A 26,817-nucleotide genomic window follows, 5' to 3' on the forward strand; every position below is an offset into this window, starting at 1 on the left:
GGGGCGGATTGATGATCAGGCGGATTGACGGCGATAGATCGGGCGCTCGTCGTGAACGTCGCCCTGATAGGTAACCGAGAACGGGCGCAGGCCATTCAGGGCTTCCTCGATATCACGGTCGGCACGCACCTCGAAGGCATTGAAGCCGACCCGGTGCATGTAGAACAGCTGATCCTGCAGCACATCCCCCACCGCTCGCACCTCACCTTCAAAACCATAGCGGGTGCGCAACTCACGGGCATAGGAATAACCCCGGCCGTCCTTGAAAGCGGGAAAGTTCACCGCCACCAGGGGCAGGGTGGGCAAGTCCGCGGCCAGATCCGCGGGCTCTTCACCGGGTTCCAGGCACACTCCCACCGGCGCCGAGCGCTCCAGCAGGGCCTCACGATGAGACAGCCAGTACGTCAGCGGCACGATCACCGCGCCTGCCTCCGGAACGCCTTGTTGCTCCAATTCCTCGGAGGTCAGCCGCTGCCAGGCATTGTCTACGATGTCGCCGTTGACGATTACCTTAGCCATATACCACCTCCTTGAACGGGTCCATGCCAATGCGCTCGTACGTACTGATGAAAGGCTCGTTTTCCAGACGATTGTCCAGATACACGCGGACGATCTTGCCGATCACGCCGTTGACCTCATGGGACTCGAAGGACGGCCCCATTTTTTCGCCAATGCGGGATTGGCGGTCACCGCGACCACCCAGGGTGATCTGGTAGAACTCCTTGCCCTTTTTGTCCACGCCGAGAATACCGATGTGGCCAATATGGTGGTGACCGCAGGCGTTCATGCAACCGGAAATATTGACATCCAGCGGTCCCAGATCATGAACAAAATCCAGGTCGTCGAACTGGCGCTGGATACCCTCCGCGATCGGCACGGACTTAGCGTTGGCCAGTGCGCAAAGGTCACCGCCGGGGCAGGACACGATGTCGGTGATCAGTCCCAGATTCGGTGTGGCGAACCCGAGCGCGTCAAGCTGTCGCCAGAGATCATACAACTCGTCCTCGGCGACATCAGCCAGAACCATGTTCTGCTGGTGCGTGGTGCGCACTTCGGAGAACGCATAACGGTCCGCCAGATCGGCCACTGCTTCCAGTTGTTCGTCGGTAATGTCACCGGGGATGCGGCCGGTCTTCTTCAGCGTCAGGGTCACCGCCCGGTAGCCGCCCCTCTTATGGGCCCGGGTGTTGGTGTGGTACCAGCGGTTGAAGGCACGGTGCTGATCCAGAGCACTGTGCAGCGCGGCGCTGTCCACATCAACGCGATAATCCGGATCCACGAAGCAGGCCTTGATGCGGGCCACTTCCTCCCGGGTCAGCGTCATGGCGCCGCCTTTCAGCTCGGCGAATTCCGCTTCCGCCAACTCGCGGAACTTATCCGCGCCCAAAGCCTTCACCAGAATCTTGATGCGGGCCTTGTACTTGTTGTCGCGATTTCCGTATTTGTTGTACACCCGCAGAATCGCTTCCAGATAGGCAAGCAGATCCGGCCAGGGGACAAACTCGCCGATCACCTCACCGGTCATCGGGGTGCGGCCGAGACCACCGCCGGCCCAGACCTGAAAGCCGGTTTCGCCATCGTGGTCATGGACGATCTGTACGCCGATATCGTGCACGCCGATCAAAGCAGGATCGGCGTCCGGTACCGCGTTCACGGCGATTTTGAATTTGCGCGGCAGATAAGCGAATTCCGGGTTGAAGGTGGCCCACTGGCGGATCACTTCACACCAGGGGCGCGGGTCTTCGATTTCACGCGGATTAACGCCGGCGTATTCGTCGGTGGTGATGTTGCGAATACAGTTACCGCTGGTTTGAATGGCGTGCATTTGCACGCTGGCCAGCTCGGCGAGAATGTCGGGAGTGTCCGCCACTTCCGGCCAGTTCAACTGGATATTCTGACGGGTACTGACGTGGCAGAAGCCCTTGTCATAATCGCGGCTGATGGACGCCAGCTTGCGCACCTGGGTGGTGTTGAGCATGCCGTAAGGTACGGAGATACGCATCATCGGCGCATAGCGCTGGATGTAGAGCCCGTTCTGCAGCCGCAGAGCGAGAAATTCGTCCTCGCTCAGTTGGCCCGCCAGGTAACGTCGGGTCTGGTCGCGGTACTGTGCCACCCGCTCTTCCAGAAGCCGTTGGTCATAGTCCTGATATACGTACATTGCTGTGTCGCGCCGTGTTAATTCGTTGATTTGCAAGCCGTTTGGCGGCTTACAATTCCGAGTGGCGCGAACTTTAGCAAAGGGTTTTTATACTTAAAAGAAATATATCGCTATATCCCTAGTGTGTTCCGCTATGACCCGGCGGCACTGAGAACCATTTTCACTACCACGAAAACACCGATCACCAGACCCAACACCAGGACCACATAAACACCGATATAATCGCCGGGATTGCCCTTGTTAAAATCCCGTTCGCGGTTGGCGTGGCTCTGCACACCAAACAGTCCGGCAAGAATACTTTTCAATACTTGCAGGGAGTTGGGGCGGTCCGAGCCGGAATTGTTCTGATCGCTCATGAAGACCTCGTCATAATTGAATGTGAGCCCAGCTTCGGCGCACCCACAGCCCTCCCAACAGGGAAGAGGTCACCAGCCGTTGCAGAGCCTGTGCCAGCCAGATGCCAAGCAGTCCGAATCCCAGCCAGGGGCCAACGATATAGGCCAGCGGCAGGAACAGACACCATTGTACTACAAGGGTGACCATCATGACCGACCGCGATGCGCCGGCCCCCAGCAAAGCCTGGGTAAAGATGATGGCCGCGCCGTCCAGGCAAATCGCCAGCCCGGTGATCATCAGCGGCACCCGTCCCAATGCCACCAGATCCGGCTGGTGCAGGAATAACCCCAGAATCCACTCCGGCGCCAGCCACATGGGCAATGCGGTGATGAACAACATCAGCACCGCCAGCCAGGTGACATCCCAGCCCCAGCGGTAGGCATCGGCGGTATCCCGGCGGCCCAGCGCCTGGCCCACCAGCGACGCGGCCGCCAGCCCGAGCCCGATGGCCGGCAGAATCAGCAGGAGGATCAAGGTGATCAGTACATGGGCCACCGCCACTTCATCGGCGCCGACCATGCCGATAATCCAGAACAGCACGGTAAGGCCGGCGGAGAAGAAGAACTGTTGCACCGAGTTGGGAATACTGACCCTGGCGATACTGCCCAAAGTGGCGGTGGAAGGCCAGGCGGCCATGAAACCGTGCTCACGCCCCAGCTTCCAGGTTTGCAGCAGGTAAAGCAGACTGCCGAGATAAAGCGACAAGGTGGTACCGAGGCCTGCGCCCGCGGCGCCCATTTCCGGCAGGCCCAGACGGCCAAAGATCAGACCATAGCTGAGTACCACATTGGCCACATGGGTGGTGATCAGGGTGCGCATGTACACCGCGGGGCGGCTGATGCCGTTCCAATAGCCGCGATAGCAAAAATTCATCGCCACCGCCCAGATGCCCAGCAAACGCATGTCAAAGTAGCCCTCGGCCAGCCCGGCGACCGGCGCATTGGGAGCAAGAAAATGCATCATCGGTGCGCTGAGCGCCAGAAACAGCGCGGTCAACGGCAGCGACAGCACCAGCCCCACCAGCAATCCGGCATTCAGGGGCAGGGCATATTGACGCTCGTCGCCTTCTCCTTTGCGCCGCGCCACCATGGCCTGCACCCCGGCGCCGAGCCCGATCACCACGCTGATCGACAGGAAGGCGGCATAGCCCCCCAGACCAACACCGGCCAGAGCATCACCGCCCAGCCGCCCGACCAGAGCGGCGTCGACCAGATTGAGCAGGCTTTGGCTTATCATGGCCGCCATGATGGGCAGGCCCAGGGCGAGGACGCGGCGGCTTCGATGCAGTGGAGGCAAGGTGATTTCCGGCTTTTTGACGAAAGCGGCAACCATACCAGAAAGTCCTAGAGCCTGTTTATAGTCTTTACCCCAGCGCAACCCGAAGGGCCGGGCCCACTTTCTTTAGGTGGAGAGGGGAGCTTCGGCGCGGCGGCGTAAAGACTATAAACAGGCTCTAGGCCCCCCAGGATCAACCCGGAGAAAAACGCTGCCCCATTGCAACCACGCAGTACCTGACTAAAATAGTCAGGAAATACCCCAACCGGAAACCGGAATGAGCGAAGAACTGATCCGCATCACCGACAGCGCCCAGGATTACCTCCGCGACCTGCTTTCCAAGCAGGACCAGGAGGGTATGGGCGTGCGTATCTTCGTCGAACGCCCCGGCACCCCCCATGCCGAGTGCTGCATGGCCTATTGCCCGCCGGATGAGCAGGAAGACGGGGATGTGCGCTATGACTATGAAGGCTTCCATGCCTGGATCGAGGGCAAGAGCGTACGCTACCTGGAAGACGCGGTGATCGATTACAAGAAGGACAGCATGGGCGGCCAGCTGACCTTCCGGGCCCCCAAATCCCGGGTCCCCGACATCAGCCCCGATGCCAGCCTGGAAGAACGCATCAACTATGTCCTGTACGCGGAGATCAACCCGAATCTGGCGGCTCACGGTGGTAGCGTGCAGCTGCTGGAACTGACCGAGGACAATGTGGCGGTGCTGGAATTCGGCGGCGGCTGTCAGGGGTGTTCGGTGGTGGATGTCACCTTGCGTGATGGCGTGGAGCGTACCCTCAAGGAGCGCCTGCCAGAACTGACCGGCGTGCGGGACAAGACCGATCACAGCGTTACCGACAACGCCTACTACAGTTGATTTCCCGGTCGACTATCGACTTCGCTTGCAAGCAAGCTTCCCACAGCGGCTTCGTAGTCCGATCCGTGGGAAGCCGCTTTAGCGGCGAATAGCGTCTAGCGTGCCAGCGAGCTGTCGGACGCCACCACTCCACGGACCACGATTCGTTTGCCTCCGATTATCCGCAGTTTGGCCTTTTGCCCGCAGCGCGGGCCTGCTGATACAGCGGCAGGGCGTCAGACATGCTGGCCTCCAGATCTTCGATACGGGTGCCACTGGAGGGGTGAGTGGACAACAGCTCCGGCGGGCTGCCATTGCTGGCCGCAGCCATGTTTTTCCACAACTCCACGCTTTGACGCGGATCGAATCCGGCTCGGGCCATCATCCGCAAGCCGATGATGTCGGCCTCGGATTCATGCTTTCGGCTGAAGGGCAGCGTCACGCCCACCTGAGTACCCAGCCCCAGGGCCGCCATCAGGCCTTGCTGGGCCGCACCGCCGCTGTCCCCGGCCAGGGCCGCCAGCAATTGCGTGCCGGTATCCGTGGCGTATTGAATCGACATGCGCTCATTGGAGTGCTGGGCCAGCACATGACCCACTTCATGACCCAGCACCGCGGCCAGTTGATCCTGGGTCTTGGCCACTTTCAGCAAGCCGGTATAGACCCCGATTTTGCCGCCAGGCAAAGCGAAGGCGTTGGCGGCAGGATCGTCGAACAATGTCACTTCCCACTGCTGGTCACTGCCGGACTCGGCGGTAACCGCGTCGGCCACGCATTGCACATACCGTTTTTGCTTACTGTTGGTACTGATCTTCTGTTCCGTTTTCATTTGATCGTAAGCGGCCATGCCCATTTCATTCATCTGGTCCGCGGGCATCAGCAAGAACTGGCTGCGGCCCAGCGGTGAAGTGGCACAGGCGGTCAGCGTCAGGGCGGCCAGTACGGGCAGGGCGATTCTTTTCATCAATGTTTTCCTCCTTATTCCCACTCGCGCAAATGGCGGCGGGCTATCCATAGCAACCATGTGGACCACAGTCCACACGCCAATAATACCAGCACTCCGGGCACGGAAAGATCCCAAATTGTCGGCGGCACCCGTCCGGCCAGCATCAGCGCGCCAGCAATCATCGATGCGCAGACCAAAAGCGTTTGTATCTGCCGGTATTGACCGCGCTCCAGACGGCTCACCAAACGCTCCAGATGGCGCGGATCGACACCGCCATCAGCGCGCCCGCCAGCCAGCGTCGCCGGTGGGGGAGGAGCATAGAGCCGGTCAACCGCATCCAGGGCCCGCAGCCCGAGACTGCGCACCAGCCGTTTAGGCCCATAGCGTTGTCGCAGCAGCCGGTGCATCAAGGGTTCCGCCTCACGGATCAGGTCGAAGCGCGGGTTCAGCAGACGGCCAAAGCCTTCCAGGGTAATCAGGGCCTTGATCAACAAGGCGATATCGCTGGGCAGGATCAGCCCGTGATTGCGGATCAGGGCGGTGATGTCGCCGAGCAGGGCGGGCAGGTCCAGGTCCGCCAGCGGCAAACCATAGTAACGGGACACCACGTCCTCCACATCCGCCACCAACTGATCAAAGTTGAGCGGTTGGCCGTCGGACCAACCGGTCAGGACCGCCGCGGCATGCTCCGACTCCCGGGTTATGATGGCACGCACCAATTGCACGATCTGTTCGCGCCGCCCATCGGTCAGCTTGCCGACCATGCCGAAGTCGAGCAGGCCGATGCGGTTGTTGCTCAGAATCAGTACGTTGCCAGGGTGAGGGTCAGCGTGGAAAAAACCGTCCTCCAGGGCCATTTTCCAGGCCACCATGGCGCCACGTCTCGCCACCAGCGGCCGATCCACGCCGAGCGCGTCAAGCCGGGCCAGATCCCGCGCCGGCGTACCGTTGAGCCGTTGCTGCACCTGCAAGGTGGCGGAACTGAGACGGGTGTGGACTTTCGGAACCATCACCCAGCGCAGCCCCTTGACGTTCTGGCGAATGCGCTCGGCATTGCGCGCTTCAATGGTGAAATCCAACTCCCGGGTGAGCGAGCGATGAAACTCGCGCACCAGTTCCACCGGGCGGTAGCGGCGCAGCTCCTGGGAATTGTCGGAGGCCAGTTTGGCGAGTTGATCCAGCAGCCGCAGGTCGGATTGAATCTTGGCCTCGATGCCAGGCTTTCTCACCTTGATCACCACCCGATCACCGGAGCGGGTCACCGCGGCGTGCACCTGGCCGATGGACGCCACACCCAGCGGACGCTCATCCACCGAAGCGAACACCTGATCCAGCGGCCGCCCCAGTGCCGCCTCCACCGCCGGGGTCAGACTGGCAAAGGATACCGGCCGGGCTCGATCCTGCAGCCTTTCAAACTGTTCGATCCATTCCGGTGAAAACAAATCCACCCGGGTCGCCAGCACCTGACCGAGCTTGACGAAGGTAGGCCCCATTTCCTCCATGGCATGACGCAGACGCTCGGCACTGCCCATATGCAGGGAGCGGGGATCCAGCCCGCTGCGCAACAAACGCCCGGCGTGTTCGATCATCGGCGCCAGGCCCAACCGGCGCAGCATGTCAGCAAATCCGTATTTCAGCAGAATCGCCGCCAGCTCATTGAGGCGGCGCAGATCCTGGCCGGTGTGCAGCAGATTCATGATGTCCGTGCTTCCTTTGAACAGACCTTTACCGCGCTCATCGCGGATTCGCCAAGCGTACCTGGAACCATTGGTCCAGAGAATCGGCGATCACCGCCGGATTATCCTCCGGCACGAAATGCAGCCCCGGCCCCGCATGGACCACATCCAGGTATTTCAGCCGTTGTTTGAACCAGGGGATACGTTGTTCGGGCAGCACCGCGCCCGGGCGGAAGTGCAACAGCAACATCGGCTGGTCCATCTCCGGCAGACGCTTTTCGATTTCCTCAACCGCCAGCCAGGTTTCCCCCTGGCGATCATCGATTGGCAACTCGGAGGGCAGGGCACGGATCGCCCGGCGGCTGTCTCGATCGGGGAACGCGGCACGATAAACGTTCATGACGCTGCGAGGCAAACGCCGCAAGGTGCCCATGGGCAATACCGTGTTAACGAACAGATTGTGGCGTTGCAGCAACCAGGGGCTCAGAGCTGGCTGACGAAAAGCGAAATACAGCGGACGCGCGATCAGCGGAAACTCTTGCCAGTCAAAGGTGAAAGGGAAGGTCTCCATGAAGACCAGGGCACGGACCTGGCTCGGCTGCTGCTGCGCCAGTCTGAAACCAAGCGGACCACCCCAGTCGTGCAGCACCAGGATCACCGGCTCAAGCGCCAGTTGCTCAACAAAACCGGACAGAAAGTGATGGAGCGTACATAGCCGGTAATCCAGATCCGGCTTGGCGCTGCGGCCGAAACCGGGAAGGTCCAACGCGACGCAGCGGTAACGGTGACGCAGAAGCTTGATCACGTTCCGCCACAGATAACTGCTGGTGGGATTGCCATGCACGAACAACAAGGTGGGGCCGGAGCCTTCGTCCAGATAATGCAGCCGTTGCCCGTGCACCGATACATAGTGGGATCGGAAGGGGCAGTCCGCGAAGCCCATGCCATGCGCCCTGATAGCTTTTCTGGCAAGATGCCACGCTGACGATAACAACTGCAAGCACGATGCCCATGAAACCCTACGTTCGTCACGACCTGGTTTTGGTCCAGACCAGTGATATCCATGGCAAGGGGCTGTTCGCCCGCCAACGTCTTCCCGCCGGCACCGTGCTCGGCGTGCTGAAAACCAAGCCCGCTCGTCGCAACGGTCCCTATGTGCTGTGGCTGGATGACGACGGCGAGGAGCGGCACCGGGTTTTATGCGAGCTGCGTTACATCAATCACGGCCGGCCGGCCAATGTGGCTTACTATGACGACCTCACCGTGGTGACGCTGAAAGCGGTGAAGGCAGGGCAGGAACTGTTGCACGATTACGGTGAGGATTGGGCGTAGTCCGGGAGCCCCTTTTAAAAGGGGACCGGCGAAACGAACTCGCTCCACAGTCCGGTGTGAGGATGATTGAAGGCCAGCTTGTGGGCATGCAGCAGCAACCGCTCGCTGGCGGCGAGCACCGCTTCGGGCGCGTAGAGATCGCAGCCGAGAATCGGATGCCCCAGCTCCCGGCAGTGAATACGCAGCTGATGGCTGCGCCCGGTTACCGGCCGCAGCCGTAACCGGGTGCGGCCTCGGACGGTGTCCCGCTCCAGCACTTTCCATTGGGTGAGCGCCACCTTGCCGGTTTCGAAACAGACTTTCTGCAGCGGCCTATTGGGCCAGTCGGCGATCAGCGGCAAGTCCACCGCGCCGTCTCCGTATTCCACCAGGCCGTCCACCACGGCCTGATATTCCTTGAATACCCGGCGTTGCTGGAAGGCGCGGCTGAGCTGGCTCTGCGCTTCGCGAGTCAGAGCGAACACCATGATTCCGGAGGTATCCAGATCGAGCCGGTGCACCAGCCGTATTTCCGGAAAGTCCACCGCCAGACGCCGGATCACGCAGTCCTTGTTCTCCGGCGCCCGGCCCGGCACGCTGAGCAGGAAGGCGGGCTTGTTTACCACCAGAAGGTGATCGTCCCGGTGCAGGATGACCACCTCCTCATGGCAACGGGGCACGATGTAGTGCTCCGGCTGCCGGGCCCGCGGCAAGCGCACCGGGTCATCCCCAGATGGCGTCATGGACATCCTGATAGCGCTCGGCGAAGTGCACCGTCAGCCCCTTTTTAAGGTGCTCCGGCAGTTCCTTGTAATCGCGCTCGCAGGCCTTTGGCAGAATGATTTCACGAATACCAACACGGCGAGCGGCGGTGATCTTCTCGCGAATGCCACCGACGGCTAGCACCTGACCGGTCAACGTCAGCTCGCCGGTCATCGCCAATTTGCGCGGCAATCGTTTGCCGGTGGCCAGTGAGATCAAGGCCGTGGCCATGGTAATGCCGGCACTGGGCCCATCCTTTGGCGTGGCGCCTTCCGGCACATGCAAATGCACAAAGGACTGATCGAACCAACTGCTGTCACCACCGTAGGCCGGCAGATGGCTGGCGACATAGCTGTACGCAATCTCAGCGGATTCCTTCATCACATCGCCCAGTTGCCCGGTCTGTTTGAAGCCACGTTGATGAACATGCACCTGGGTGGCTTCGATGGATAAGGTCGCGCCCCCCATGGAGGTCCAGGCCAGGCCGGTAACGACACCGATACCGCGCTGGGTCTTCTCCCGTTGGAAATAGGGCTGGCCGAGAAATTCCTCGAGGTTCTTGCTGGTGACGCTGATCTTTTTCTCACCGGAAAGCAAACGTACCGCCGCCTTGCGAATGATCTTGTTGAGCTGTTTCTCCAGGTTTCGCACCCCGGCTTCACGGGCATAGCCCTCCGCCACCTGACGCAACGCGCTGGCATTGATGGTGAGCTGCCCGGGTTTGACCCCGGCCCGTTCCAAGGAGCGCGGCCACAGATGGCGTTTGGCGATTTCCACCTTTTCCTCGGTGATGTAACCGCTCAGGCGGATCATTTCCATGCGGTCGAGCAGGGGAGCGGGGATCGAATCCAGGGTATTGGCGGTGCAGATAAACAGGCAATGACTGAGGTCCAGACGTTCGTCCAGATAGTGATCGAGAAAGTCCTGATTCTGCTCCGGGTCCAGCACTTCCAGCAGGGCGGAGGCCGGGTCGCCCTGAAACGAAGCGCCGAGCTTGTCGATTTCGTCGAGCATGATCACAGGATTGCTGGTGCCGGACTCTTTCAGCGCCTGAATCAACTTGCCGGGCATGGCGCCGATGTAGGTGCGCCGGTGGCCTTTGATCTCCGCCTCGTCCCGCATTCCGCCCAGGCTGAGCCGGTAAAAACGGCGATCCAGGGCTTCCGCGATGGCCCGCCCGACACTGGTCTTGCCCACCCCGGGAGGTCCTACCAGCAGCAGGATCGAGCCTTTGACTTCGCCGCGCATGGCGCCCACCGCGAGGAATTCGACGATGCGATCCTTGACGTCGTCCAGACCACTGTGATGCGCACTCAAGGTATCGCGGGCGTGCTTGAGGTCCAGATTGTCCTCGGAGAATCGCCCCCAGGGAACGGACGTCAGCCAGTCGAGATAGTTGCGGGTCACCGCGTATTCCGGCGAGCCGCTTTCCAGCACGCCCAGTTTGCGCACTTCCTCTTCAAAGCGCTTGGCCACCGCCTCCGGCGGCGTCAGAGATTCCATGCGGGCGCGGAATTCGTCCACGTCGGCGGTGCGGTCATCTTTTTCCAGACCCAGCTCACGCTGAATCACCTTGAGCTGTTCCTTGAGGAAAAATTCACGCTGATGGCGGGAGATCTTTTCGTTGACCTCCTCGCTGATCTCGTTCTGCAGGCGCGCGACTTCCACTTCCTTGCGCACCAGTGTCAGCACTTTCTCCATGCGTGGCTTCAACGGCACGGTCTCCAGAATGTCCTGAAGATCGTCCCCGTTCGCGCTGGTCAATGCGGCAGCGAAATCGGTGAGAGGAGAGGGGTCCCGCGGCGAGAAATTCTGCAGATAGTGCTTGAGCCCTTCGTTATACAGCGGGTTCAGTGGCAGCAGCTCGCGGATGGTGTTGATGATCGCCATGGCATAGGCGCGCAGGGCATCGGAGAGCTCGTCCTTGGGCTCAGGGTATTCCACTTCCGCCATGAACGGGCGTTTGCGATTGGTGTAGCCGGAAACGCGGAAACGCGCCAGCCCCTGGGCCACCACCTGCAGATGATCGTCTTCCTGATTGACGGCATGGATTTTCACCAGACAGCCGTATTCCGGGAAATCCTCCACCGAGACCTCATCCGGGTTACGGTCGCCCACATAGATCAGGCCCAGGGCATGGTGCGGGGTCTGGCTAACCCGCTCCAGGGTGGTCTGCCACAGCTCCTGATTCAGAAGAATCGGCTGCACCAACCCGGGCATGAACGGGCGATGACGCACTGGTATCAGATAGACCCGTTGTGGCAAATGATGATCCGGCAAGGCCAGGGCCCCCTGAGGGGTGGGCTGTTCGATGGTGGTTTCCTGCTCGTCTTGGTTCATGATATCCACTCGTCATAAACGGGAAGCGTCGCCGTTGACATTACGACAAGAAGGCGACGCACGACCAGTCATCTGAATGGAGTCTCCGAACCGGTTTTCAATAGCCGGATTCAGCGCGGGCCGTCGATGATCAAAAGATCGGCACTGAGCTCACGAGGGGTCTGGGTGCGCCGTTCCACCAGCCGGGCGTCGAATTTTTCTTCACATCGTTCCGCCAGGGCATAGAACGGGGAGCGTCCGGGGTCGGCGATAATGATCCGCCGCACCTTCTGATTCAGCGCACGGCGTATCAGATTGAACAGCACTGGCGTGAGCTCGTCCCAGAAGCAGATGTCGGCACCGGTAATGACATCGACATCGGCGAGCAGCGCTTTGGTCAGATTCTCGAATCGTTTTTGCAGGGTCGTCACCGAGGTTTTGTTGATGGCGGCATGCAGTTCCAGATAGGGAAAGACATCCTCGTCCGCGTCCACCGCGGTCACCCGGCAACCAAGACGCTTGGCGGCGAATATCGACAGCGGGCCCCAGCCACAGCCGATGTCCATCAAATGGATATCCGCTCCCAGGGACAGCGCCCGGCGGTCGCGGGTCAACTGGTCCATGATCAGGAAGCTGGAGTTCCACACTTTGTTGCCGTGGATCGAGGGCACGTGATTGGCACGTTTCAAGCGGCGCACCTCGCGGTGGCCGGAACGCAGCAGGGTAATGCCACGGGTATGAATGGTATGGGCTTCGCCCCGTCGGATTTTGGGAATGGGATTGTCGGATTGGGTCATGGCTGGCCGGCGCCTGGAAAAAGGAAAGACCTTACGGGCGCCGGCGATGTTGTTCAAGACTGGTCTGTTTCAAGACCGGGATGATCAGCGCGGACGGGCCGGGATCCGGTTCCAGAAAACCCGAAAGGCATCGGCGCTTTGTCCGGCCGCTTCCGCCATCGGCACGTGACCCACGCCATCAAGGATCACCGCCCGGGCATTTGGCAGGGTCTGGGTGAAGACCTCGACGTTGTCGACCCCAAGAAGTCGGTCTTCACGTCCCCACAGGACCAGCGTGGGAGTATTGATGGAGGCCAGCACCCCGGCTTGCCCCAACCGCATCGCCGGATCCGAATTGATATCCGCCCAGACTTTCTCCGCCACTTCCGCATTGGCGGCTTTCTCCTCGCCCATCAGGGTGATGGCGAAGTCGGGCATGCCCACCGAGCGTTCGGCGGCCCAGTCCAGTGTGGTATGGAAGTCCTTGGCCCGCCGGGGAATCAGAGGATTGCCCGGTGATTGCGCCAGCACATCGCGGAATTCCTGTGTTTGCAGGGTAACCCCGGCGGCGTCCACCAACCCCAGTGAGATCAGCCGGTCCGGGTGGCACCGGGCCATTTCAATGGCGATGGCGCCCCCCATCGAATTGCCCGCCACATGAAAGCGCTCGACGCCCAAGTGATCAAGCAGTTCGAACAGCCGGGTGGCCTGCTTGTCAATGCCGTACTCCATTGACGTGGTCAGGGGCAGGGTGGCGCCGTGGCCGGGCAGATCGGGAATGATAAAACGATACTCGCCTTCCAGCTGATTGGCGAAACGGACCCAGTTGCGCGCATCGGCGCCAAAACCGTGGATCAGCAGCACCGCCGGCACCTCCGCGCCATCTTTGGAGCGCAGCAAATGCCAGTCGAGGCCGCTGTCGCTGGAGACTCGCAGGCTTTCGAGGCCCGCTCGCCATTGTTCGAATGCAATGCCCTGATGGTAGGCCCAGCGCCGGGTGTCTTCACACCCGCCAAGCAGCGCGGCACCCAGAACGGCTACCGCCAGAATCAGCCCCACACGACGCCATGTCATCCTTGTTCCCTCCGGTTGTTATTCTTTCCTCGTGAAAAAGCCACCGTAGAGGATCGACGTGGCGGATGGCACCGCCGGAGAGGTCAATATGGCGCGATCAGCGTGATTTCAGGTTCCAGATGCCGGCACCGATAATCAGCAAGGTCCCCAGATAGGTGCTCAGCGCCAGTGCCTCGCCCCAGAACAACCAGCCGAGAATCGCCGCCCACACCACCGCGGAGTAGTTGTAAACGCCGACCTGGCCGGGACGGGCCACCTGATAGGCGGTGGTCATGGCGAACTGGCCGGCGATGGCGAACAGGGCGATCCCCAGCATCCAGAGCATTTCCACGCCGTTGGGCCATTGCTCGACGCTGGGTAACAGCAAAGCGGAGAGCAGGGTGGCGAACAGCGAGAAATAGAACACCACCCGGTGTGCCGGCTCGCTTACCGCCATGCGCCGGATACTGACCTTTGCCACGCTCATGATGGCGGCGCCGCCGAGCGCCACCCACATCACCGGATCCACCTGGCCCTGGTCGGCACGCAGAATCACCGCGACGCCGACAAAGCCCAGTGCGATAGCCATCCAGGTCCGCAGCGATACCCGATCGCCCAGCCAGGCCCAGGCCACCAATGGCAGAAAGAATGGCACCGTCATCTTGACCAGAACCGCCTCCGCCAAAGTGATATGCCCGATGGCGTAAAAGAAACAGAACATGGCGGCGACGCCGGTGAAACCACGAATGAAATGCAGGCCGAGATGGCGAGTACCGAGGTCGCGAATGCCGCCACTGATCATCAACACCGGCATCAGTACCAGCAACCCGACAAAGTTGCGCGCGAAGACAATCAGTTCTGTGGAAAGCGTGTCGGAGAGATGCTTGATCAGGGCCGCCATGATCGCCAGCAACCCTTCACCCAGAATCAGCAATAAGGCGCCCTTCAGAGGCTGGTCGTTGTTCACGCGACCGGCCGGGCCCACAGATCGTGGTCGTCGGCGTCCTCGACGGTCACCCGCAGGCGTTGCCCGGGTTTTACCGCCGCATCGTCGGGCAGATACACCAGGCCGTCGATCTCCGGCGCGTCCGCCTGGGAGCGGGCCACCACGCCGTCCTCACCAACCTCGTCCACCAGGACTTCCAGGGTTTGACCGATTTTGCGTTGCAGTTTGGCGGCGCTGATCCGCGCCTGGACGTTCATGAAGCGCTCCTGACGTTCGCGTGCCACCTCTTCGTCGACATGATCGGGCAGGGCGTTGGCGGGAGCGCCGTCCACCGGCGAATAGGTGAAGCAGCCGACCCGATCCAGTTGCGCCTCTTCCAGCCAATCCAGCAGCATCTCGAAATCGTCGTCGGTTTCGCCGGGAAAGCCGACAATGAACGTGCTGCGCAGGGTGATGTCCGGACAGATTTCGCGCCAGCGGCGGATCCGCGCCAGCGTGTTTTCCGAGTGAGCAGGGCGCTTCATCGCCTTGAGCACCGACGGGCTGGCGTGCTGGAACGGGATATCCAGGTACGGCAGGATATGGCCGGCGGCCATCATCGGAATGATCTCGTCCACGTGGGGGTAGGGGTAGACGTAATGCAGCCGCACCCAGGCTCCCAGTTGCCCCAGCGCCTGACACAATTCCAGCATACGGGTTTTCATCGGCATGCCCTGCCAGAAACCGGTCTGGTACTTGCGGTCCACGCCGTAGGCGCTGGTGTCCTGACTGATCACCAGCAGCTCCTGCACCCCTGCCTTCACCAGCCGTTCCGCTTCGTCGAGCACATCGCCCACCGGCCGGGAATCGAGCTTGCCGCGCATGCCGGGGATGATGCAGAAGCTGCACTTGTGGTTACAGCCCTCGGATATTTTCAGATAGGCGTAGTGTCGCGGGGTCAGTTTGATGCCCTGGGGCGGCACCAGATCGGTGAAGGGGTTATGGTCGGCCCGAGAGGGCACCGCCTGGTGCACGGCGCTGACCACCTGCTCGTACTGCTGAGGTCCGGTGACCGACAGCACCGCCGGGTGCGCTTTGCGAATGTTGTCTTCTTCCACGCCCATGCAGCCGGTGACGATGACCTTGCCGTTCTCGGCCAGCGCCTCGCCAATGGCTTCCAGGGACTCGGCCTTGGCATCGTCAATGAAGCCGCAGGTGTTCACCACCACCACATCGGCGTCATCGTAGCTGGGCGTCACCTGGTACCCTTCGGTGCGCAGCTGGGTAAGAATGCGCTCGGAATCCACCAGGGCCTTGGGGCAACCCAGGCTGATAAATCCAACCTTACCGGACATAAACCACCTCGCAGTCAGCGGGGCGGCATTCTACTATTAACCCGGTGTGAATGCCTATTGGGTTGGTAACGAGGCCGGGACAGCGACGGCCAGACCCGGGAGAAAAAACCATATGCGGTGTTTCATTGGACTGCCGGTGCCGAAGGAGGCGGGTCGCGCTCTGTTACAGGGCGTTCCGGATGGGGCCGGCCGGCGACTGCCGTTGGCGGATCTGCATCTGACCCTGGCGTTCCTCGGAGAACGGGAGCTTTCCTGGACACAGACGCTTTGTCGACGCCTGGAAGCGACTCTGGAGGGCGTACAGCCCCTGAGCCTGAAGCTCTCTGGTGGAGGCCTTTTTCCACCGGGAGGAATGCCACTGGGAGGGACGCCACAAAGAAGCTCCCCATCAAGAGGAGCCCCGTCCAGTGGTGGCCGCCCGTGGGCGGCACGGGCCTTTCCATCCCCCGCGCTGATGGCACTGCATAAGCGCGTTTGGCGCCTTCTGGAGGATCTTGGGATGGAACGCGAGGAGCGGGGCTTTTTACCCCATGTAACGCTGGCTCGCGGCCGCGGCCGGCTTGCCACGACAAGGGCGGGCGAGAGAGTCAAAGGTCCACCTGAAGACCATATTGAGTTTGATGTCCATGAAGTGATCCTCTATGAGAGTCGGCATGGCTATCAGGTACGCTGGCGGCAATCGTTGAAAAGCCGGCTCTGAGCCCGGAACGGAATCCCGAAACCCAGAGCCGGTGAAGTGCTTATTGCCGAGTGTCACCGTAGCCACCCGCGCCCCCGGCGGAGCCGCCACCAGCGGGGTCGCCACCACTTTGCATGCCGGGCTGAGAAGGCTGCTGCGGGTCCCCAGGGGCCGGTGAGTCTGGCTGCTTCGGATCACAGGCGGCCAGTACCGATCCCATCACCAGCAGGGCGAGTGTGCCGGCCACGCCTCTTCGCAACCCGGTCCGCGGTTCCATTTTTCCATCTTTCATGGTCTTTCCTCCGATTTAAGTGATTGTGCGTCGGCGGTTCCAGGCCGCCCGGAAATCATGGGCGGCCGGGGTCGTCACCCCGTGTATCGTCGCCGCCGTCGCGATCCTCTCCGGTGGGCCAACCCCGGTCGTCGGGCTGCCCCCTCTCTCCGGCGCCACCGTCCAGGCCGCCAGGATTGCCGTAAGCGGGCTGGCCGGGTCGGTCCGGATCAGCTGGCGGCCCGGGCGGGGCCGGCATGGTGCGCTGGTAGTCGGGCTGGTCCCGGGCCGGGCGATTACCGTCCACCGCCGTGGCGGCGACCGTGGCGCCGAGACAAGCAACCCCGAGGATCAGCAACAGCGTTGTGTGGAACTTCATTGCTACCTCCCGATCCATCCGGTGACTTCAGCGGGCGGGACGCGCCGGAAAACCGATTTTGCCGCCGCCTCATTCCTGTCTACAGGGCGGGATGGGGTTTGGTTCCATGGCAACATTCTTTTTTGGGAACCAAACCGGCTATCTGGCTGTAGGTACTAGTAAGGACCTCACGGTCAGCCGGAAAGGAACCGCCGGAGTGAATTTTGAACGCCGGATCTGCGACCAGATCCCGCACCTGCAACGCTACGCCCGGGCGCTGTGTGACAATCCGGGACAGGCGGAGGATCTGGTACAGGATTGCCTGGAGCGAGCGCTGCGCAAGCGCCATTTGTGGATGCCCGGTCGTTCGGTACGCCCCTGGCTGTTCAGAATGCTGTACCGGCTGTATCTGAATGACCGTGCCAGCGCCCGGCACCGGAGGGAGTCACTGACCCCGGATGCCGGTCTGGAAAGGCCTCAAGCGGCGCGCCAAGAGCCGTTCCTGGCCTGTCACGAGGCAATGGAAGCGATCAGGGCCTTGCCCTCGGAGCAACGGGCGGCATTGTTGTTGATGGTATTGGAAAACCCTGGTTACACCGAGGCCGCCCGTATCCTGGGTGTCAAAGTGGGGACGCTGCGCTCGCGCCTCTCCAGAGCCCGCGAGACATTGCGCCAAGAGCTCGACGATTCATCCCGGAACGGCGGGCGCCCCCGGTTGAGGAGAGTAAAATGAGCTGGCGGGAACGAGGGCTATTGTCCCGCGAGGCGGTTAGCGAGGAGGAACTGAGCGCCTTCGCCGACGGGGAATTACCACGCCGGCGGGCCCGCCGGGTGGCGGCGGGTATCCGGCGGCATCCGGCCTACGCGGATCGGCTGCGCGATTACTGGCGCCATGACGAAACGCTGTGGCGCGCCTTCAGGGAGCAGAGCACCGCCGCGCCGTCGTCGTCTCCGACACAGGCCCCAAACACCGTTTCCCGGCGCCGCCGGCAGATCGTCGGAGTTGCCGGCACCCTGGTGGCGGCGGGCGTGATGATGGCGATTTGGTGGCAAACACCGGCCACGTCTCCGGCCACCACGGAGCCCGCTATCGACCTGACCCAGGCCATCGTCCATGCCTTCAGCAATCCCGCCGTGATACCCGATACCGCCGCGGCCCCGGCGCTGCCGCTGGATCGCCTGGGTCTGAGCGCGTCCGGTCAACAGCCGCTACTGGTTTCCGGACAGCATATTCAGGAGTATCGCTTCGAGAACGCCGAGGGACGACGCGTGGCACTGTATGAGATAGGGCAGAGCGCCCCGGGAGATAGCTGGCTGCATGTGCTGACCCAGTCACCGGTCACCCTGGTGCGCTGGAGCCAGAACGGGCGTGGTTATGTACTGGCCGCCAACAGCGACCCATTGAAGGTGGCGCAACTGGCACTGGGCATCCACGATGCCCTGTCCAGGACGGCGCGCGCCACCCCCGGCGCCACTCCGCCGCAAGGCGCCCACGGCCCCGCCGGGTCAGCCGGCGGTACGGCGACGCCGCGAGATGATATCAGCGAGATGTAGGCTGGAGAGTGATCGCCGGACACGAAAAAGCCCGCTTGAGCGGGCTTTTTCGTTGAAGCGAACTTGAAGAAAAGCGTCGATCAACCTTCCTTCAGAGCGGCGGTAATGTCCACCACCGCACCCTTGCCATCGCCGAACAACATCAGAGTGTTGTCCTTGGCGAACAGCGGGTTGGGCAGGCCGGCGAAACCGGCGCTCAGGGAGCGTTTCACCACCACCACGGTCTTGGCCTTGTCCACGTTGAGGATCGGCATGCCGTAGATCGGGCTGCCTTTGTCTTCGCGGGCCATCGGGTTGGTCACGTCGTTGGCGCCCAGTACGATCGCCACGTCGGTCTGCTCGAAGGTCGGATTGATGGTGTCCATGTCCTTGAGCTTGTCATAGGACACTTCCGCCTCGGCCAACAGCACGTTCATGTGCCCTGGCATACGTCCCGCCACCGGGTGAATCGCGTACTCCACCTCGACCCCGTTGGCTTCCAGGGTATCGGCCAGTTCGCGTACGGCGTGCTGGGCCTGAGCCATGGCAAGACCGAAGCCCGGCACGATCACCACGCGCTGCGCGGTTTCCAGCAGCATCGCCACTTCGTCCGCGGAGGTGGATTTGATCTTGCCGGCGTAGACTTCATCCTGATCGATGGTTTCGCCGCCTTCCGCCATCACACCAAACAGCACGTTGGTGAGAGAACGGTTCATCGCCTTACACATGATCTGGGTCAGGATCAGGCCGGAGGCGCCCACCAGGGAACCGGTAATGATCAGGGCGCTGTTGCCCATGACGAAACCAGCGGCGGAAGCGGCCACACCGGAGTAGGAGTTCAGCAGCGCGATCACCACCGGCATGTCGGCCCCGCCGATCGGCATGACCAACAAAATGCCCAGCAGAGCGGCGGCAATGGCCAGCCCCCAGAATACCGTCGGTGAACCGGGGTTGGAGACCAAGTAGGCGATCGCCACGATGGAGCCAAGCAGCAACACGGCATTGGCCGCTTTCATGCCCGGGAAACCCATCGGCTTACCGTCGATCAGTTCCTGCAGTTTGGCGAAGGCCACGAAGGAACCGGTGAACGTCACCGCGCCGATCAGCACCGCGGCACCAGTGGCGATGATGCCCACCGTGTCCGGATGGCCGCCACGGAAGAACTCAGCCGCCGCCACGGAGAAGGAAGCACCGCCACCAAAGCCGTTAAGCAGCGCCACCAGCTGTGGCATGGCGGTCATTTGCACTTTCTTCGCCAGCAGCACACCAATAATGCCGCCGACCAGGATGCCGGCGATGATGACTTCATAGCTGACGATGTCCCGGTGCAGCAAGGTCACCACGCAGGCCACCGCCATGCCGGCGCCAGCCAGCATGTTGCCTCGCACCGCGGTTTTCGGTTTGGTCAGCCCCTTGATGCCGAGCACGAACAGCACGGCGGCGATCAAATAGGCGATATCGATCCAGTTCTGGGAAATCTGCATTGCTTACTTCCTCTTGAACATCGCCAGCATTCGATTGGTCACCATGAAGCCACCAATCACGTTGATGGTAGCCAGTACCACGGCGATGAAACCCAGCACCTTCACCAGCAGCCCGGCGTCGGAACCGGCGGCGATCAGCGCGCCCACCAGCGTAATACCGGAGATGGCATTGGAGCCCGACATCAGCGGGGTATGCAGGGTGGGGGGAACTTTGGTGATCAGCTCCACGCCGAGAAAGATGGCCAGCACGAAAAGCGTTAGTTCGGCTACGAAGTCCATTACTTCTCCTCCTTCCCGTTGTCGGCATCCGCCGCCTCGGGTTCCGGTTTCTCCAGCGCGGGCAGACCAAGCAGCTCACGCAGGCGTGTGTGCGGCACGTCGCCGTTGTGGCTGATAACGGTATCCGCCACGATCTGGTCCTCGAAGTCCAGCGCCAGCTCACCCTGGTCGTTAAGCAGCAGGTTGAGCAGGTTCTCCATGTTCTTGCCGAACATCTGGCTGGCATGGTGCGGCACGGTGGAGGGCACGTTTTCTGGACCGATGATGGTCACGCCATGTTCGACCACGGTTTTGCCGGACTGGGTCAGTTCACAGTTACCACCCCGTTCCGCGGCCAGATCGACGATCACCGAACCCGGCTTCATCGCCTTGACCATGTCGGCGGTGACCAGGATCGGACTCTTGGCGCCCGGCACCGCCGCGGTGGTGATCACCACGTCCATTTCCTTGATCACGTCGGTCATCAGCTCACGCTGACGCTTGAGGAAATCCTCGCCCTGGGCTTTGGCGTAACCGCCACTGCCTTCCGCTTCGCCGGTATCCAGATCCAGCTCCACCGGCTTGGCGCCAACGGACAGGATTTGCTCACGGGCAGCAGGGCGGACGTCATAGGCCTCGACCACCGCGCCGAGGCGCTTGGCGGTGGCACAGGCCTGCAGACCAGCGACGCCAGCCCCCATGACAAACACCCGCGAAGCGTTCAGCGTGCCGGCGGCGGTCATGTTCATGGGGAACATACGGTTGGCGGTGGCCGCCGCAAGCAGAACGCATTTGTAGCCCGCGATCATTGCCATGGAGGACAGCACGTCCATGGCCTGGGCCCGGGTAATCCGCGGCACCAGTTCCAGAGCAATGCCGGTGACATTGCTCTGAGCCAGTTGCTGGGCGAAACCCGGGTTGGCCAGGGGATCGGTCATGCCGATGAGGAACTGTCCGCTCTTCATCTTGTCCAAATCGTCCTGGCCATTGGTCGTATTGCTGCCTGGCGTCTGCACCTGCAGGATAGCCTGGGCGCTGGAGAAGATTTGATCCCGGTCAGCAAGCTTGGCACCGGCGGCTTCATATTGGCCGTCGGTAAAACCGGCGGCGACGCCGGCACCCGTTTCAACGAGGAATTGGATATCGTGCTTTTTCAATAAAGCCGCGATATTGGCGGGCGTCAGGGCGACGCGCTCCTCGCCGGGGCGAATTTCCTTGGGAACACCGATAATCACCTGCGTTACCCCCGTTTTATATGGTTTGTTGGGCAGCCCCCATGCCACGGCAATAGCCGGAAATACACAGGGGCCCTCACAAAAAGGCCGGTTAGGAGCCTGTTCAAAGTCTCTACGCCGCCGCGTTGCCGCTGGAAAAACCGCCAGAGGGCGTTGGGGACTGCAGGCTCTGGTGGTTCCAAAGTCAAAGGCCACAACGCCCTCTGGCGGTTTTTCCAGCGCAACCCGAAGGGCCGGGCCCACTTTCTCCAGGTGGAGAGTGCCGTCAGACCGCGATTACGCTTGTTTATGTAGAGTGACTACACCGCACAATCGAAATCACGCCCTGACGACACTCTCTACCAAGTAGAAAGGGAACTCCGGCGCGGTGGCGTAGAGACTTTGAACAGGCTCCAAGAAAACCGGCCGTCGAGCAGGCTGCTAACCTTATTGTGGAGTGGCGAGCTTGGCAAACAAGAAATCGCGGTTTGACGGATAGATGGCTAGATTTTGATCATAAAGATCATGATTTCTTCGCATTTTTGCTTAATTGTTGATCAACACGGGCCTTGTCATCATCTTCATGCATATGGATAAAAGGACCCAGGATGGTATCGCCACGCACCTGCGCTTTGATGACATGCAAAAAAGTGTAAGCCCCCAGTAACTTCCTGAGCAGAAAGATAAATTCCTTCGGCGGTACGTCGAAGTGCACGGACAGAGCGTTGCGGCTGGCGCGATTCAGCACCCGGCTGGGCAGGTTGCTTTCCCCCCACAGATATTCCCCTTTCTCATTGACCACCGACGCCGGCGGCGGAAAGCGCTCCGGGTCCTGCAAGGCCTCAATGGCCTCGAAGCAGAGACCGGCGAAATCCTCCTGCACCCGGCGAGGAGGGTCGCCGGAAAGGAAATGCAGCGCCTTCATTGCCCGCACCAGGCGCTCCGTATCGTGGTACCAGGCACCGCGAATCATCTCCCGGCCGGGGCCCAGCACCTCGTCATCGAAATCACGGATGGCACCGAAGTCCAGCAGCACAATGCGGTCGTGGCCTTCCGCATCGATCTGCAACAGATAATTGCCGAAGTTCGGATCGGTCTGCATCTTGTTCCACTCGAATACCTCCCGACAGCACAGCTCCATGATCGCGCGGCCGAGAAAATTGCGGCGTTCCTGGCTCAGGGCCACCACTTTGGGGTCACTGATATGCAGCCCCTCCTCGAAGGAAAGGCACAAAATGTTGTGGGAGGAGTACTCGGAAAACACTTCAGGAACGATGAAGCGGGGGTCCTCGCGCAACGCTTCACGGAAATGGCGAGTGGTGTGGGCCTCGAGATCATAGTCCACCTCCCGGCCAAGCATGGCACGCACCTCATCCAGCCACTGATTGAACTGGTCGGTGATCGGCACCAGCCGACTCAGTTTTAGCAGCCGCACCAGGGCGCGCATATCCGAGTCTATGGCGTCGGCGACTCCGGGATATTGCACTTTCAACACCAGCTCGCGGCCATCCTTTTTGCGCCGGGCGCGATGAACCTGCCCCAGACTGGCGGCACCAAGCGGCTCCGGATCCACGTCCAGTTCCGCCAGTTTCACAGTACCCAGCTGCTGTTTGAGGTGGCGCTCCATGGCCGGCCACTCAAGCGCGGCGGTGTCGTTTTCCAGTGTGTGCAAGGCGGCGGTGACTTCCTCGGGAAGGAAATGCTCGCCGAACAGGGCCATCATTTGCCCGATTTTCACCACCGAGCCCTTCAATTCACCCAACTCAGCCACCAATTCCTCGGCCCGTTGAGAGAGAATGGCTTTCCGTCTTTCCTCTCGCTTGTCCGGGGAGGAGAACAAGGTACCGGCACTGGCGGTGGCGTAGCGGGCACCAGCGAGAAAGCCGGCGCGGGCAAGGGTAAATCGCCGTTCCAAAGAACCGGTTTTAACCCTCTTGACGGTTTTTCGTGCCATATTTGCGCGCACTCCAAGATCTGCTAAGGCGATGGCATCAGCCACGGACGGCGGCGCGGAACCACCCGCCACCAATCGTGGTTAATAGAGGGCAGTGTAGCCCGGCTCCGATCCTAGTGGTATGGCAGCGCCAACAACAAGGCGCCGCCGGTATCGCCAGAAACAGGTGCAAACAACAACCCGGCGCCGCCAGCGGCGCCCCGGCTCGGGAGAACGGAAACGTTATGACGACAACCTGGATTCTGCTACGCGGGCTGATCCGTGAGCAGGCCCACTGGCAGGGCTTTGACCGCCATCTGGCGGATGTGCTGGGAGGAGAGCACGAGGTTCGCTGTGTCGATCTGCCCGGCAATGGCCAGCGTTATCATGAGCGTAGCCCCACCACGGTGGCGGAGATGGTGGACGCCGCCCGTGCCGAGTTGGGCGATGAGGTGCTGAGCCGGCGGCCCAGACTGGTGGCCCTGTCCCTCGGCGGCATGGTGGGAATGGACTGGCTGCGGCGTTTCCCAGGTGAGCTTGGTGGCGCCGCGCTGATTAATAGCAGCACGGCACGTTTCAGTCCTTTCCATCAGCGCCTGCGGGCGCGCAATTATCCACGCCTGCTGCGCGATGTGTTGCTAAGCCGGGACACCGAAAACAAGGAGCGGGCGATCCTTGAGCTCACCACTAATCTGCTGGCGCCGGAGCGCCTGACGGAGGTGGCCCGGGAATGGGCCTTGATTGCCGGCGGACGGCCGGTATCCACGGCCAACAGCCTTCGCCAGCTATGGGCCGCCGCCCGCTTCCAGGCTCCGGCGCGGCTGCCCGGGAGCAGCCCGGTGCTTATCGTGAATGGCGGTGGGGACCGTCTGGTGAGTCCATGCTGCTCACAAGCGCTGGCCCGGGCCTGGAACCGGCCACTGAGCGTCCACCCGGAGGCCGGTCACGATCTCTCCCTGGACGCGCCGGACTGGCTGGCGCGAGAGTTGAAGAGCTGGGTGGTGACTCCGGGGGCCTGAAGCGGCGCGGCCTCAGTCCCGTTTGTCAGCCACTCTTTGGGCCTGCGCCAGCTCGATCATATCCGCCAGGATGTGGCCGGTCTCACGCAGATAGGGGTCTTTCTTCATCGGATCCTCCGCCGCTTCCGGATCCAGTGCCCGTTGCTCTTCCAGCGTACGCAGCTCCGCCATGTCCTTCAGCGGTTCCTCATGGCGGGCTTCGCGGCGGGCGTTTTCAATATTCAGACGGCGCTGATCGAAGCCCTCCTGCCAAGACTCCCGGCTGGCCGCGTTCAGCGTCACTTCCTTGCGTTCCCGGGCCTCGTCCAGCAAGGCCCGCAGCTCCTCCACATAGACGAACTCCGGATCCTTCTCGATGCGCCGCTCATGACGCTGACGCAAGGTTTGCAGGAACGGCATCAGATCCGCCACCTGCTGATAGTCCGCGGAGTCGATTTCGTCCCAGGGCAGGGCATTGGGCAGAGCGCCTTCGCCCACCTCGTTGGTATCGATCAGCGACGGCATCAGCAGGTCCGGCACAATGCCCAGGTTCTGATTGCTGGAACCGGACACCCGATAGAACTTGGCGTTGGTCATTTTCAGTTTGCCGTGATTCAGATCCAGCAGGGTTTGCACCGTTCCCTTGCCATAGGTGGGCTCGCCAACGATCAACGCACGCCCATAGTCCTGCATGGCGCCGGCGAAGATTTCCGAGGCGGAAGCGCTGTAACGGTTCACCAGAACCGCCATCGGGCCGGTGTAGAGCATGCCCGGGTACTGGTCGTTCTCGACACTGACCCGGCCGGATGATTCACGCACCTGCACGGTGGGACCACGATTGATGAACAGGCTCACCAGCTTGTTGACTTCCAGCAGCGAGCCGCCGCCATTGTTGCGCAGGTCAATGATCAGGCCGTCCGGATTCTGCTTGCGCAATTCCACCAACAGCTTGGCCACGTCCCGGGTAGTACTGGTGTAGTTCGGGTCGCCGCGGTGAAAGGCATTGAAGTCGAGGTAGAAGGCCGGAATTTCGATGATGCCCAGCTTGATGTTCTCGCCGTCGTGATTCAGTTCAATCACTTCCTTCTTGGCGGCCTGTTCCTCCAGCACCACTTTGTTCCGCACTATGGTGATCGTGCGGGTACTGTGCTCTCCCGCGCCACCAGCCGGAATGATCTCCAGTCGCACCTCCGAGCCCTTGGGGCCACGGATCATATCTACCACTTCATCCAGGCGCATGCCGACCACGTCGACGATGGCATCTTTTTCACCCTGGCCAACCCCGATGACGCGATCCGCTGGTTTCAATTGCCCGGCCTTCGCGGCGGGACCGCCCGGCACCAGCCGCACCACCTTGGTGTAGCCATCCTCGTACTGCAACACGGCGCCGATGCCTTCCAGGGAGCGGCTCATGCTGATGTCGAAGTTCTCTGAATTGTGCGGGGTGAAATAATTGGTGTGCGGGTCGAACGTCTGCGCCAGCGCGTTCATATAGAGCTGAAACACATCCTCGGAACTGTTTTGCTGCACCCGGCTGAGTTGACCTTCGTAGCGGCGCACCAGACGGTCCTGGATTTCACTCTCCGGAGTGCCATTAAGGCGCATGGACAGTACGGAATTACGCAGATAGTCATCCCAGATTTGATCCAGGGCCTGCTGATCCGGCGCCCAATCGGCTTTGGTTCGGTCCACCAGCACTTTGCGGTCGCTGCTGAACTGCCATTTATCGATATCACCACGCAACTGCGTCAGCGCTTTCTGCAAACGGTGTTCCACCCGCTGCTGAAAACGGTTGAAGATGGTGTAGCCCGCTTCCAGAGTGCCTCTTCGCAACTGATCGTCGAGCTGATCGCGATAGCGGTTGAATTCACCGATATCCTCGGCGGTGAAGTACAGGCGGCTCGGATCCAGATCCTTGATGTATTGGTCCAGCATCTGCCCGGACAGGGAATCATTGAAATCCAGCCGCCGGTAATGCAATTTCAGGCGATCGACGATTTCCTTCGCCGCTTCCCGATGCACTTTATCCGGCTTGATGCTGCCCTGGACCTCCGGCGCCGCCGCCTGCAGGCCGTCTCCAATATGCAGGGCGCCGCCCAGCAGCAACCCGGCGACGATCAAGGCACTCAGCTTGCGAATTACGCTCATGGACTCACTCAATGATTCATTTACTGGCAGTATACGGGAACCTCTGATTAATTCGTATGGGAGGTCCTGATTTGTGTGTGACCACCGCCACGCCATCCGCCACCATGCCATCCACCACCATGGAGAGCACCGCACA

Annotated in this window: 26 protein-coding genes; 6 read left to right on the plus strand and 20 right to left on the minus strand. The window is 61.3% G+C overall.

Annotated elements, in window-relative coordinates:
• Window positions 1–15: 15 nt before the first annotated feature.
• The 4 genes from E0L37_RS05745 to E0L37_RS05760 all read right to left on the minus strand — a co-directional run bounded on the left by E0L37_RS05745 (window position 16) and on the right by E0L37_RS05760 (window position 3,889).
• On the minus strand, window positions 16–519 hold the full coding sequence (locus tag E0L37_RS05745; RefSeq protein WP_133490819.1) for a DUF934 domain-containing protein: 504 nt from the start codon (window positions 517–519) through the stop codon (window positions 16–18).
• Window positions 512–2,161 carry a nitrite/sulfite reductase gene (locus E0L37_RS05750; RefSeq protein ID WP_133490820.1) on the minus strand — a complete coding sequence of 550 codons (1,650 nt, stop codon included), beginning with the start codon at window positions 2,159–2,161 and terminating at the stop codon, window positions 512–514. The genes E0L37_RS05745 and E0L37_RS05750 overlap by 8 nt, the downstream gene beginning before the upstream one ends.
• Before the next feature lie 131 nt (window positions 2,162–2,292).
• On the minus strand, window positions 2,293–2,517 hold the full coding sequence (locus E0L37_RS05755; protein ID WP_133490821.1) for a DUF2970 domain-containing protein: 225 nt from the start codon (window positions 2,515–2,517) through the stop codon (window positions 2,293–2,295).
• Between the two features lie 10 nt (window positions 2,518–2,527).
• On the minus strand, window positions 2,528–3,889 hold the full coding sequence (locus E0L37_RS05760) for an MATE family efflux transporter (protein WP_133490822.1): 1,362 nt from the start codon (window positions 3,887–3,889) through the stop codon (window positions 2,528–2,530).
• A gap of 220 nt (window positions 3,890–4,109) precedes the next feature.
• Here E0L37_RS05760 and nfuA point away from each other — a divergent pair, with 220 nt between their 5' ends.
• Window positions 4,110–4,703 (plus strand): Fe-S biogenesis protein NfuA, encoded by a 594-nt coding sequence (gene nfuA / locus E0L37_RS05765; protein WP_022995099.1) that lies wholly within the window; start codon window positions 4,110–4,112, stop codon window positions 4,701–4,703.
• Between the two features lie 157 nt (window positions 4,704–4,860).
• Here nfuA and E0L37_RS05770 read toward each other — a convergent pair whose 3' ends face one another.
• From E0L37_RS05770 to E0L37_RS05780, 3 genes are read right to left on the minus strand one after another with little or no spacing between them, the layout of a single operon-like run.
• Complete coding sequence (locus tag E0L37_RS05770) at window positions 4,861–5,646, minus strand: M48 family metallopeptidase (RefSeq protein ID WP_133490823.1); 786 nt, start codon at window positions 5,644–5,646, stop codon at window positions 4,861–4,863.
• 14 nt (window positions 5,647–5,660) lie between these two features.
• Entirely contained in the window at window positions 5,661–7,325 is a 1,665-nt protein-coding gene (locus tag E0L37_RS05775) for an AarF/ABC1/UbiB kinase family protein (protein WP_133490824.1), read from the minus strand.
• A 37-nt stretch (window positions 7,326–7,362) separates the two neighbouring features.
• Window positions 7,363–8,247 (minus strand): haloalkane dehalogenase, encoded by an 885-nt coding sequence (locus E0L37_RS05780; protein WP_133490825.1) that lies wholly within the window; start codon window positions 8,245–8,247, stop codon window positions 7,363–7,365.
• Between the two features lie 68 nt (window positions 8,248–8,315).
• On the opposite strand from E0L37_RS05780, the gene E0L37_RS05785 reads away from it, so the two are divergent.
• Window positions 8,316–8,636 carry an SET domain-containing protein gene (locus E0L37_RS05785; protein WP_133490826.1) on the plus strand — a complete coding sequence of 107 codons (321 nt, stop codon included), beginning with the start codon at window positions 8,316–8,318 and terminating at the stop codon, window positions 8,634–8,636.
• A 14-nt stretch (window positions 8,637–8,650) separates the two neighbouring features.
• On the opposite strand, the gene E0L37_RS05790 is transcribed toward E0L37_RS05785, so the two are convergent.
• The 6 genes from E0L37_RS05790 to rimO all read right to left on the minus strand — a co-directional run bounded on the left by E0L37_RS05790 (window position 8,651) and on the right by rimO (window position 15,805).
• Entirely contained in the window at window positions 8,651–9,358 is a 708-nt protein-coding gene (locus E0L37_RS05790; RefSeq protein ID WP_166643012.1) for a pseudouridine synthase, read from the minus strand.
• On the minus strand, window positions 9,339–11,717 hold the full coding sequence (gene lon, locus E0L37_RS05795) for an endopeptidase La (protein WP_133490827.1): 2,379 nt from the start codon (window positions 11,715–11,717) through the stop codon (window positions 9,339–9,341). The genes E0L37_RS05790 and lon overlap by 20 nt, the downstream gene beginning before the upstream one ends.
• Window positions 11,718–11,827: 110 nt before the next feature.
• On the minus strand, window positions 11,828–12,493 hold the full coding sequence (locus E0L37_RS05800) for a methyltransferase (RefSeq protein ID WP_133490828.1): 666 nt from the start codon (window positions 12,491–12,493) through the stop codon (window positions 11,828–11,830).
• 84 nt (window positions 12,494–12,577) lie between these two features.
• Entirely contained in the window at window positions 12,578–13,546 is a 969-nt protein-coding gene (locus E0L37_RS05805) for an alpha/beta fold hydrolase (protein WP_133490829.1), read from the minus strand.
• 97 nt (window positions 13,547–13,643) lie between these two features.
• Window positions 13,644–14,492, minus strand: coding sequence for a DMT family transporter (locus E0L37_RS05810; protein WP_133490830.1), 849 nt, complete (start codon window positions 14,490–14,492; stop codon window positions 13,644–13,646).
• Window positions 14,489–15,805: a 30S ribosomal protein S12 methylthiotransferase RimO gene (rimO, locus tag E0L37_RS05815; RefSeq protein WP_133490831.1), complete on the minus strand. Its 1,317-nt coding sequence runs from the start codon at window positions 15,803–15,805 to the stop codon at window positions 14,489–14,491. The genes E0L37_RS05810 and rimO overlap by 4 nt, the downstream gene beginning before the upstream one ends.
• Window positions 15,806–15,917: 112 nt before the next feature.
• On the opposite strand from rimO, the gene E0L37_RS05820 reads away from it, so the two are divergent.
• Complete coding sequence (locus tag E0L37_RS05820) at window positions 15,918–16,505, plus strand: 2'-5' RNA ligase family protein (RefSeq protein WP_133490832.1); 588 nt, start codon at window positions 15,918–15,920, stop codon at window positions 16,503–16,505.
• Window positions 16,506–16,545: 40 nt separating this feature from the next.
• Here the strand turns inward: E0L37_RS05820 and E0L37_RS05825 are convergent, their stop codons facing one another.
• On the minus strand, window positions 16,546–16,776 hold the full coding sequence (locus tag E0L37_RS05825) for a hypothetical protein (RefSeq protein WP_133490833.1): 231 nt from the start codon (window positions 16,774–16,776) through the stop codon (window positions 16,546–16,548).
• A 55-nt stretch (window positions 16,777–16,831) separates the two neighbouring features.
• Window positions 16,832–17,134 carry a hypothetical protein gene (locus E0L37_RS05830; protein ID WP_133490834.1) on the minus strand — a complete coding sequence of 101 codons (303 nt, stop codon included), beginning with the start codon at window positions 17,132–17,134 and terminating at the stop codon, window positions 16,832–16,834.
• Between the two features lie 196 nt (window positions 17,135–17,330).
• Between E0L37_RS05830 and E0L37_RS05835 the strand changes: the two genes are divergently transcribed.
• Both E0L37_RS05835 and E0L37_RS05840 read left to right on the plus strand, forming a co-directional pair.
• Entirely contained in the window at window positions 17,331–17,846 is a 516-nt protein-coding gene (locus tag E0L37_RS05835; RefSeq protein WP_205655585.1) for an RNA polymerase sigma factor, read from the plus strand.
• Entirely contained in the window at window positions 17,843–18,667 is an 825-nt protein-coding gene (locus E0L37_RS05840) for a hypothetical protein (protein WP_133490836.1), read from the plus strand. Before E0L37_RS05835 ends, E0L37_RS05840 begins: the two co-directional genes overlap by 4 nt.
• Window positions 18,668–18,747: 80 nt before the next feature.
• Here E0L37_RS05840 and E0L37_RS05845 read toward each other — a convergent pair whose 3' ends face one another.
• From E0L37_RS05845 to E0L37_RS05860, 4 genes are all read right to left on the minus strand, one after another.
• Window positions 18,748–20,130 carry an NAD(P)(+) transhydrogenase (Re/Si-specific) subunit beta gene (locus tag E0L37_RS05845; protein ID WP_240687429.1) on the minus strand — a complete coding sequence of 461 codons (1,383 nt, stop codon included), beginning with the start codon at window positions 20,128–20,130 and terminating at the stop codon, window positions 18,748–18,750.
• Between the two features lie 3 nt (window positions 20,131–20,133).
• Window positions 20,134–20,409: an NAD(P) transhydrogenase subunit alpha gene (locus E0L37_RS05850; protein ID WP_133490837.1), complete on the minus strand. Its 276-nt coding sequence runs from the start codon at window positions 20,407–20,409 to the stop codon at window positions 20,134–20,136.
• Window positions 20,409–21,623 carry a Re/Si-specific NAD(P)(+) transhydrogenase subunit alpha gene (locus E0L37_RS05855; protein ID WP_133490838.1) on the minus strand — a complete coding sequence of 405 codons (1,215 nt, stop codon included), beginning with the start codon at window positions 21,621–21,623 and terminating at the stop codon, window positions 20,409–20,411. Before E0L37_RS05855 ends, E0L37_RS05850 begins: the two co-directional genes overlap by 1 nt.
• Before the next feature lie 502 nt (window positions 21,624–22,125).
• Window positions 22,126–23,556, minus strand: coding sequence for an AarF/ABC1/UbiB kinase family protein (locus E0L37_RS05860; protein ID WP_133490839.1), 1,431 nt, complete (start codon window positions 23,554–23,556; stop codon window positions 22,126–22,128).
• A 224-nt stretch (window positions 23,557–23,780) separates the two neighbouring features.
• On the opposite strand from E0L37_RS05860, the gene E0L37_RS05865 reads away from it, so the two are divergent.
• Window positions 23,781–24,554: an alpha/beta fold hydrolase gene (locus tag E0L37_RS05865; RefSeq protein WP_133490840.1), complete on the plus strand. Its 774-nt coding sequence runs from the start codon at window positions 23,781–23,783 to the stop codon at window positions 24,552–24,554.
• 12 nt (window positions 24,555–24,566) lie between these two features.
• On the opposite strand, the gene E0L37_RS05870 is transcribed toward E0L37_RS05865, so the two are convergent.
• Window positions 24,567–26,681 carry a carboxy terminal-processing peptidase gene (locus tag E0L37_RS05870; RefSeq protein WP_133490841.1) on the minus strand — a complete coding sequence of 705 codons (2,115 nt, stop codon included), beginning with the start codon at window positions 26,679–26,681 and terminating at the stop codon, window positions 24,567–24,569.
• Window positions 26,682–26,817 lie beyond the last annotated feature (136 nt).

This window comes from Alcanivorax sp. 24 (genome assembly GCF_004360225.1).
Lineage (GTDB): Bacteria > Pseudomonadota > Gammaproteobacteria > Pseudomonadales > Alcanivoracaceae > Alloalcanivorax > Alloalcanivorax xiamenensis.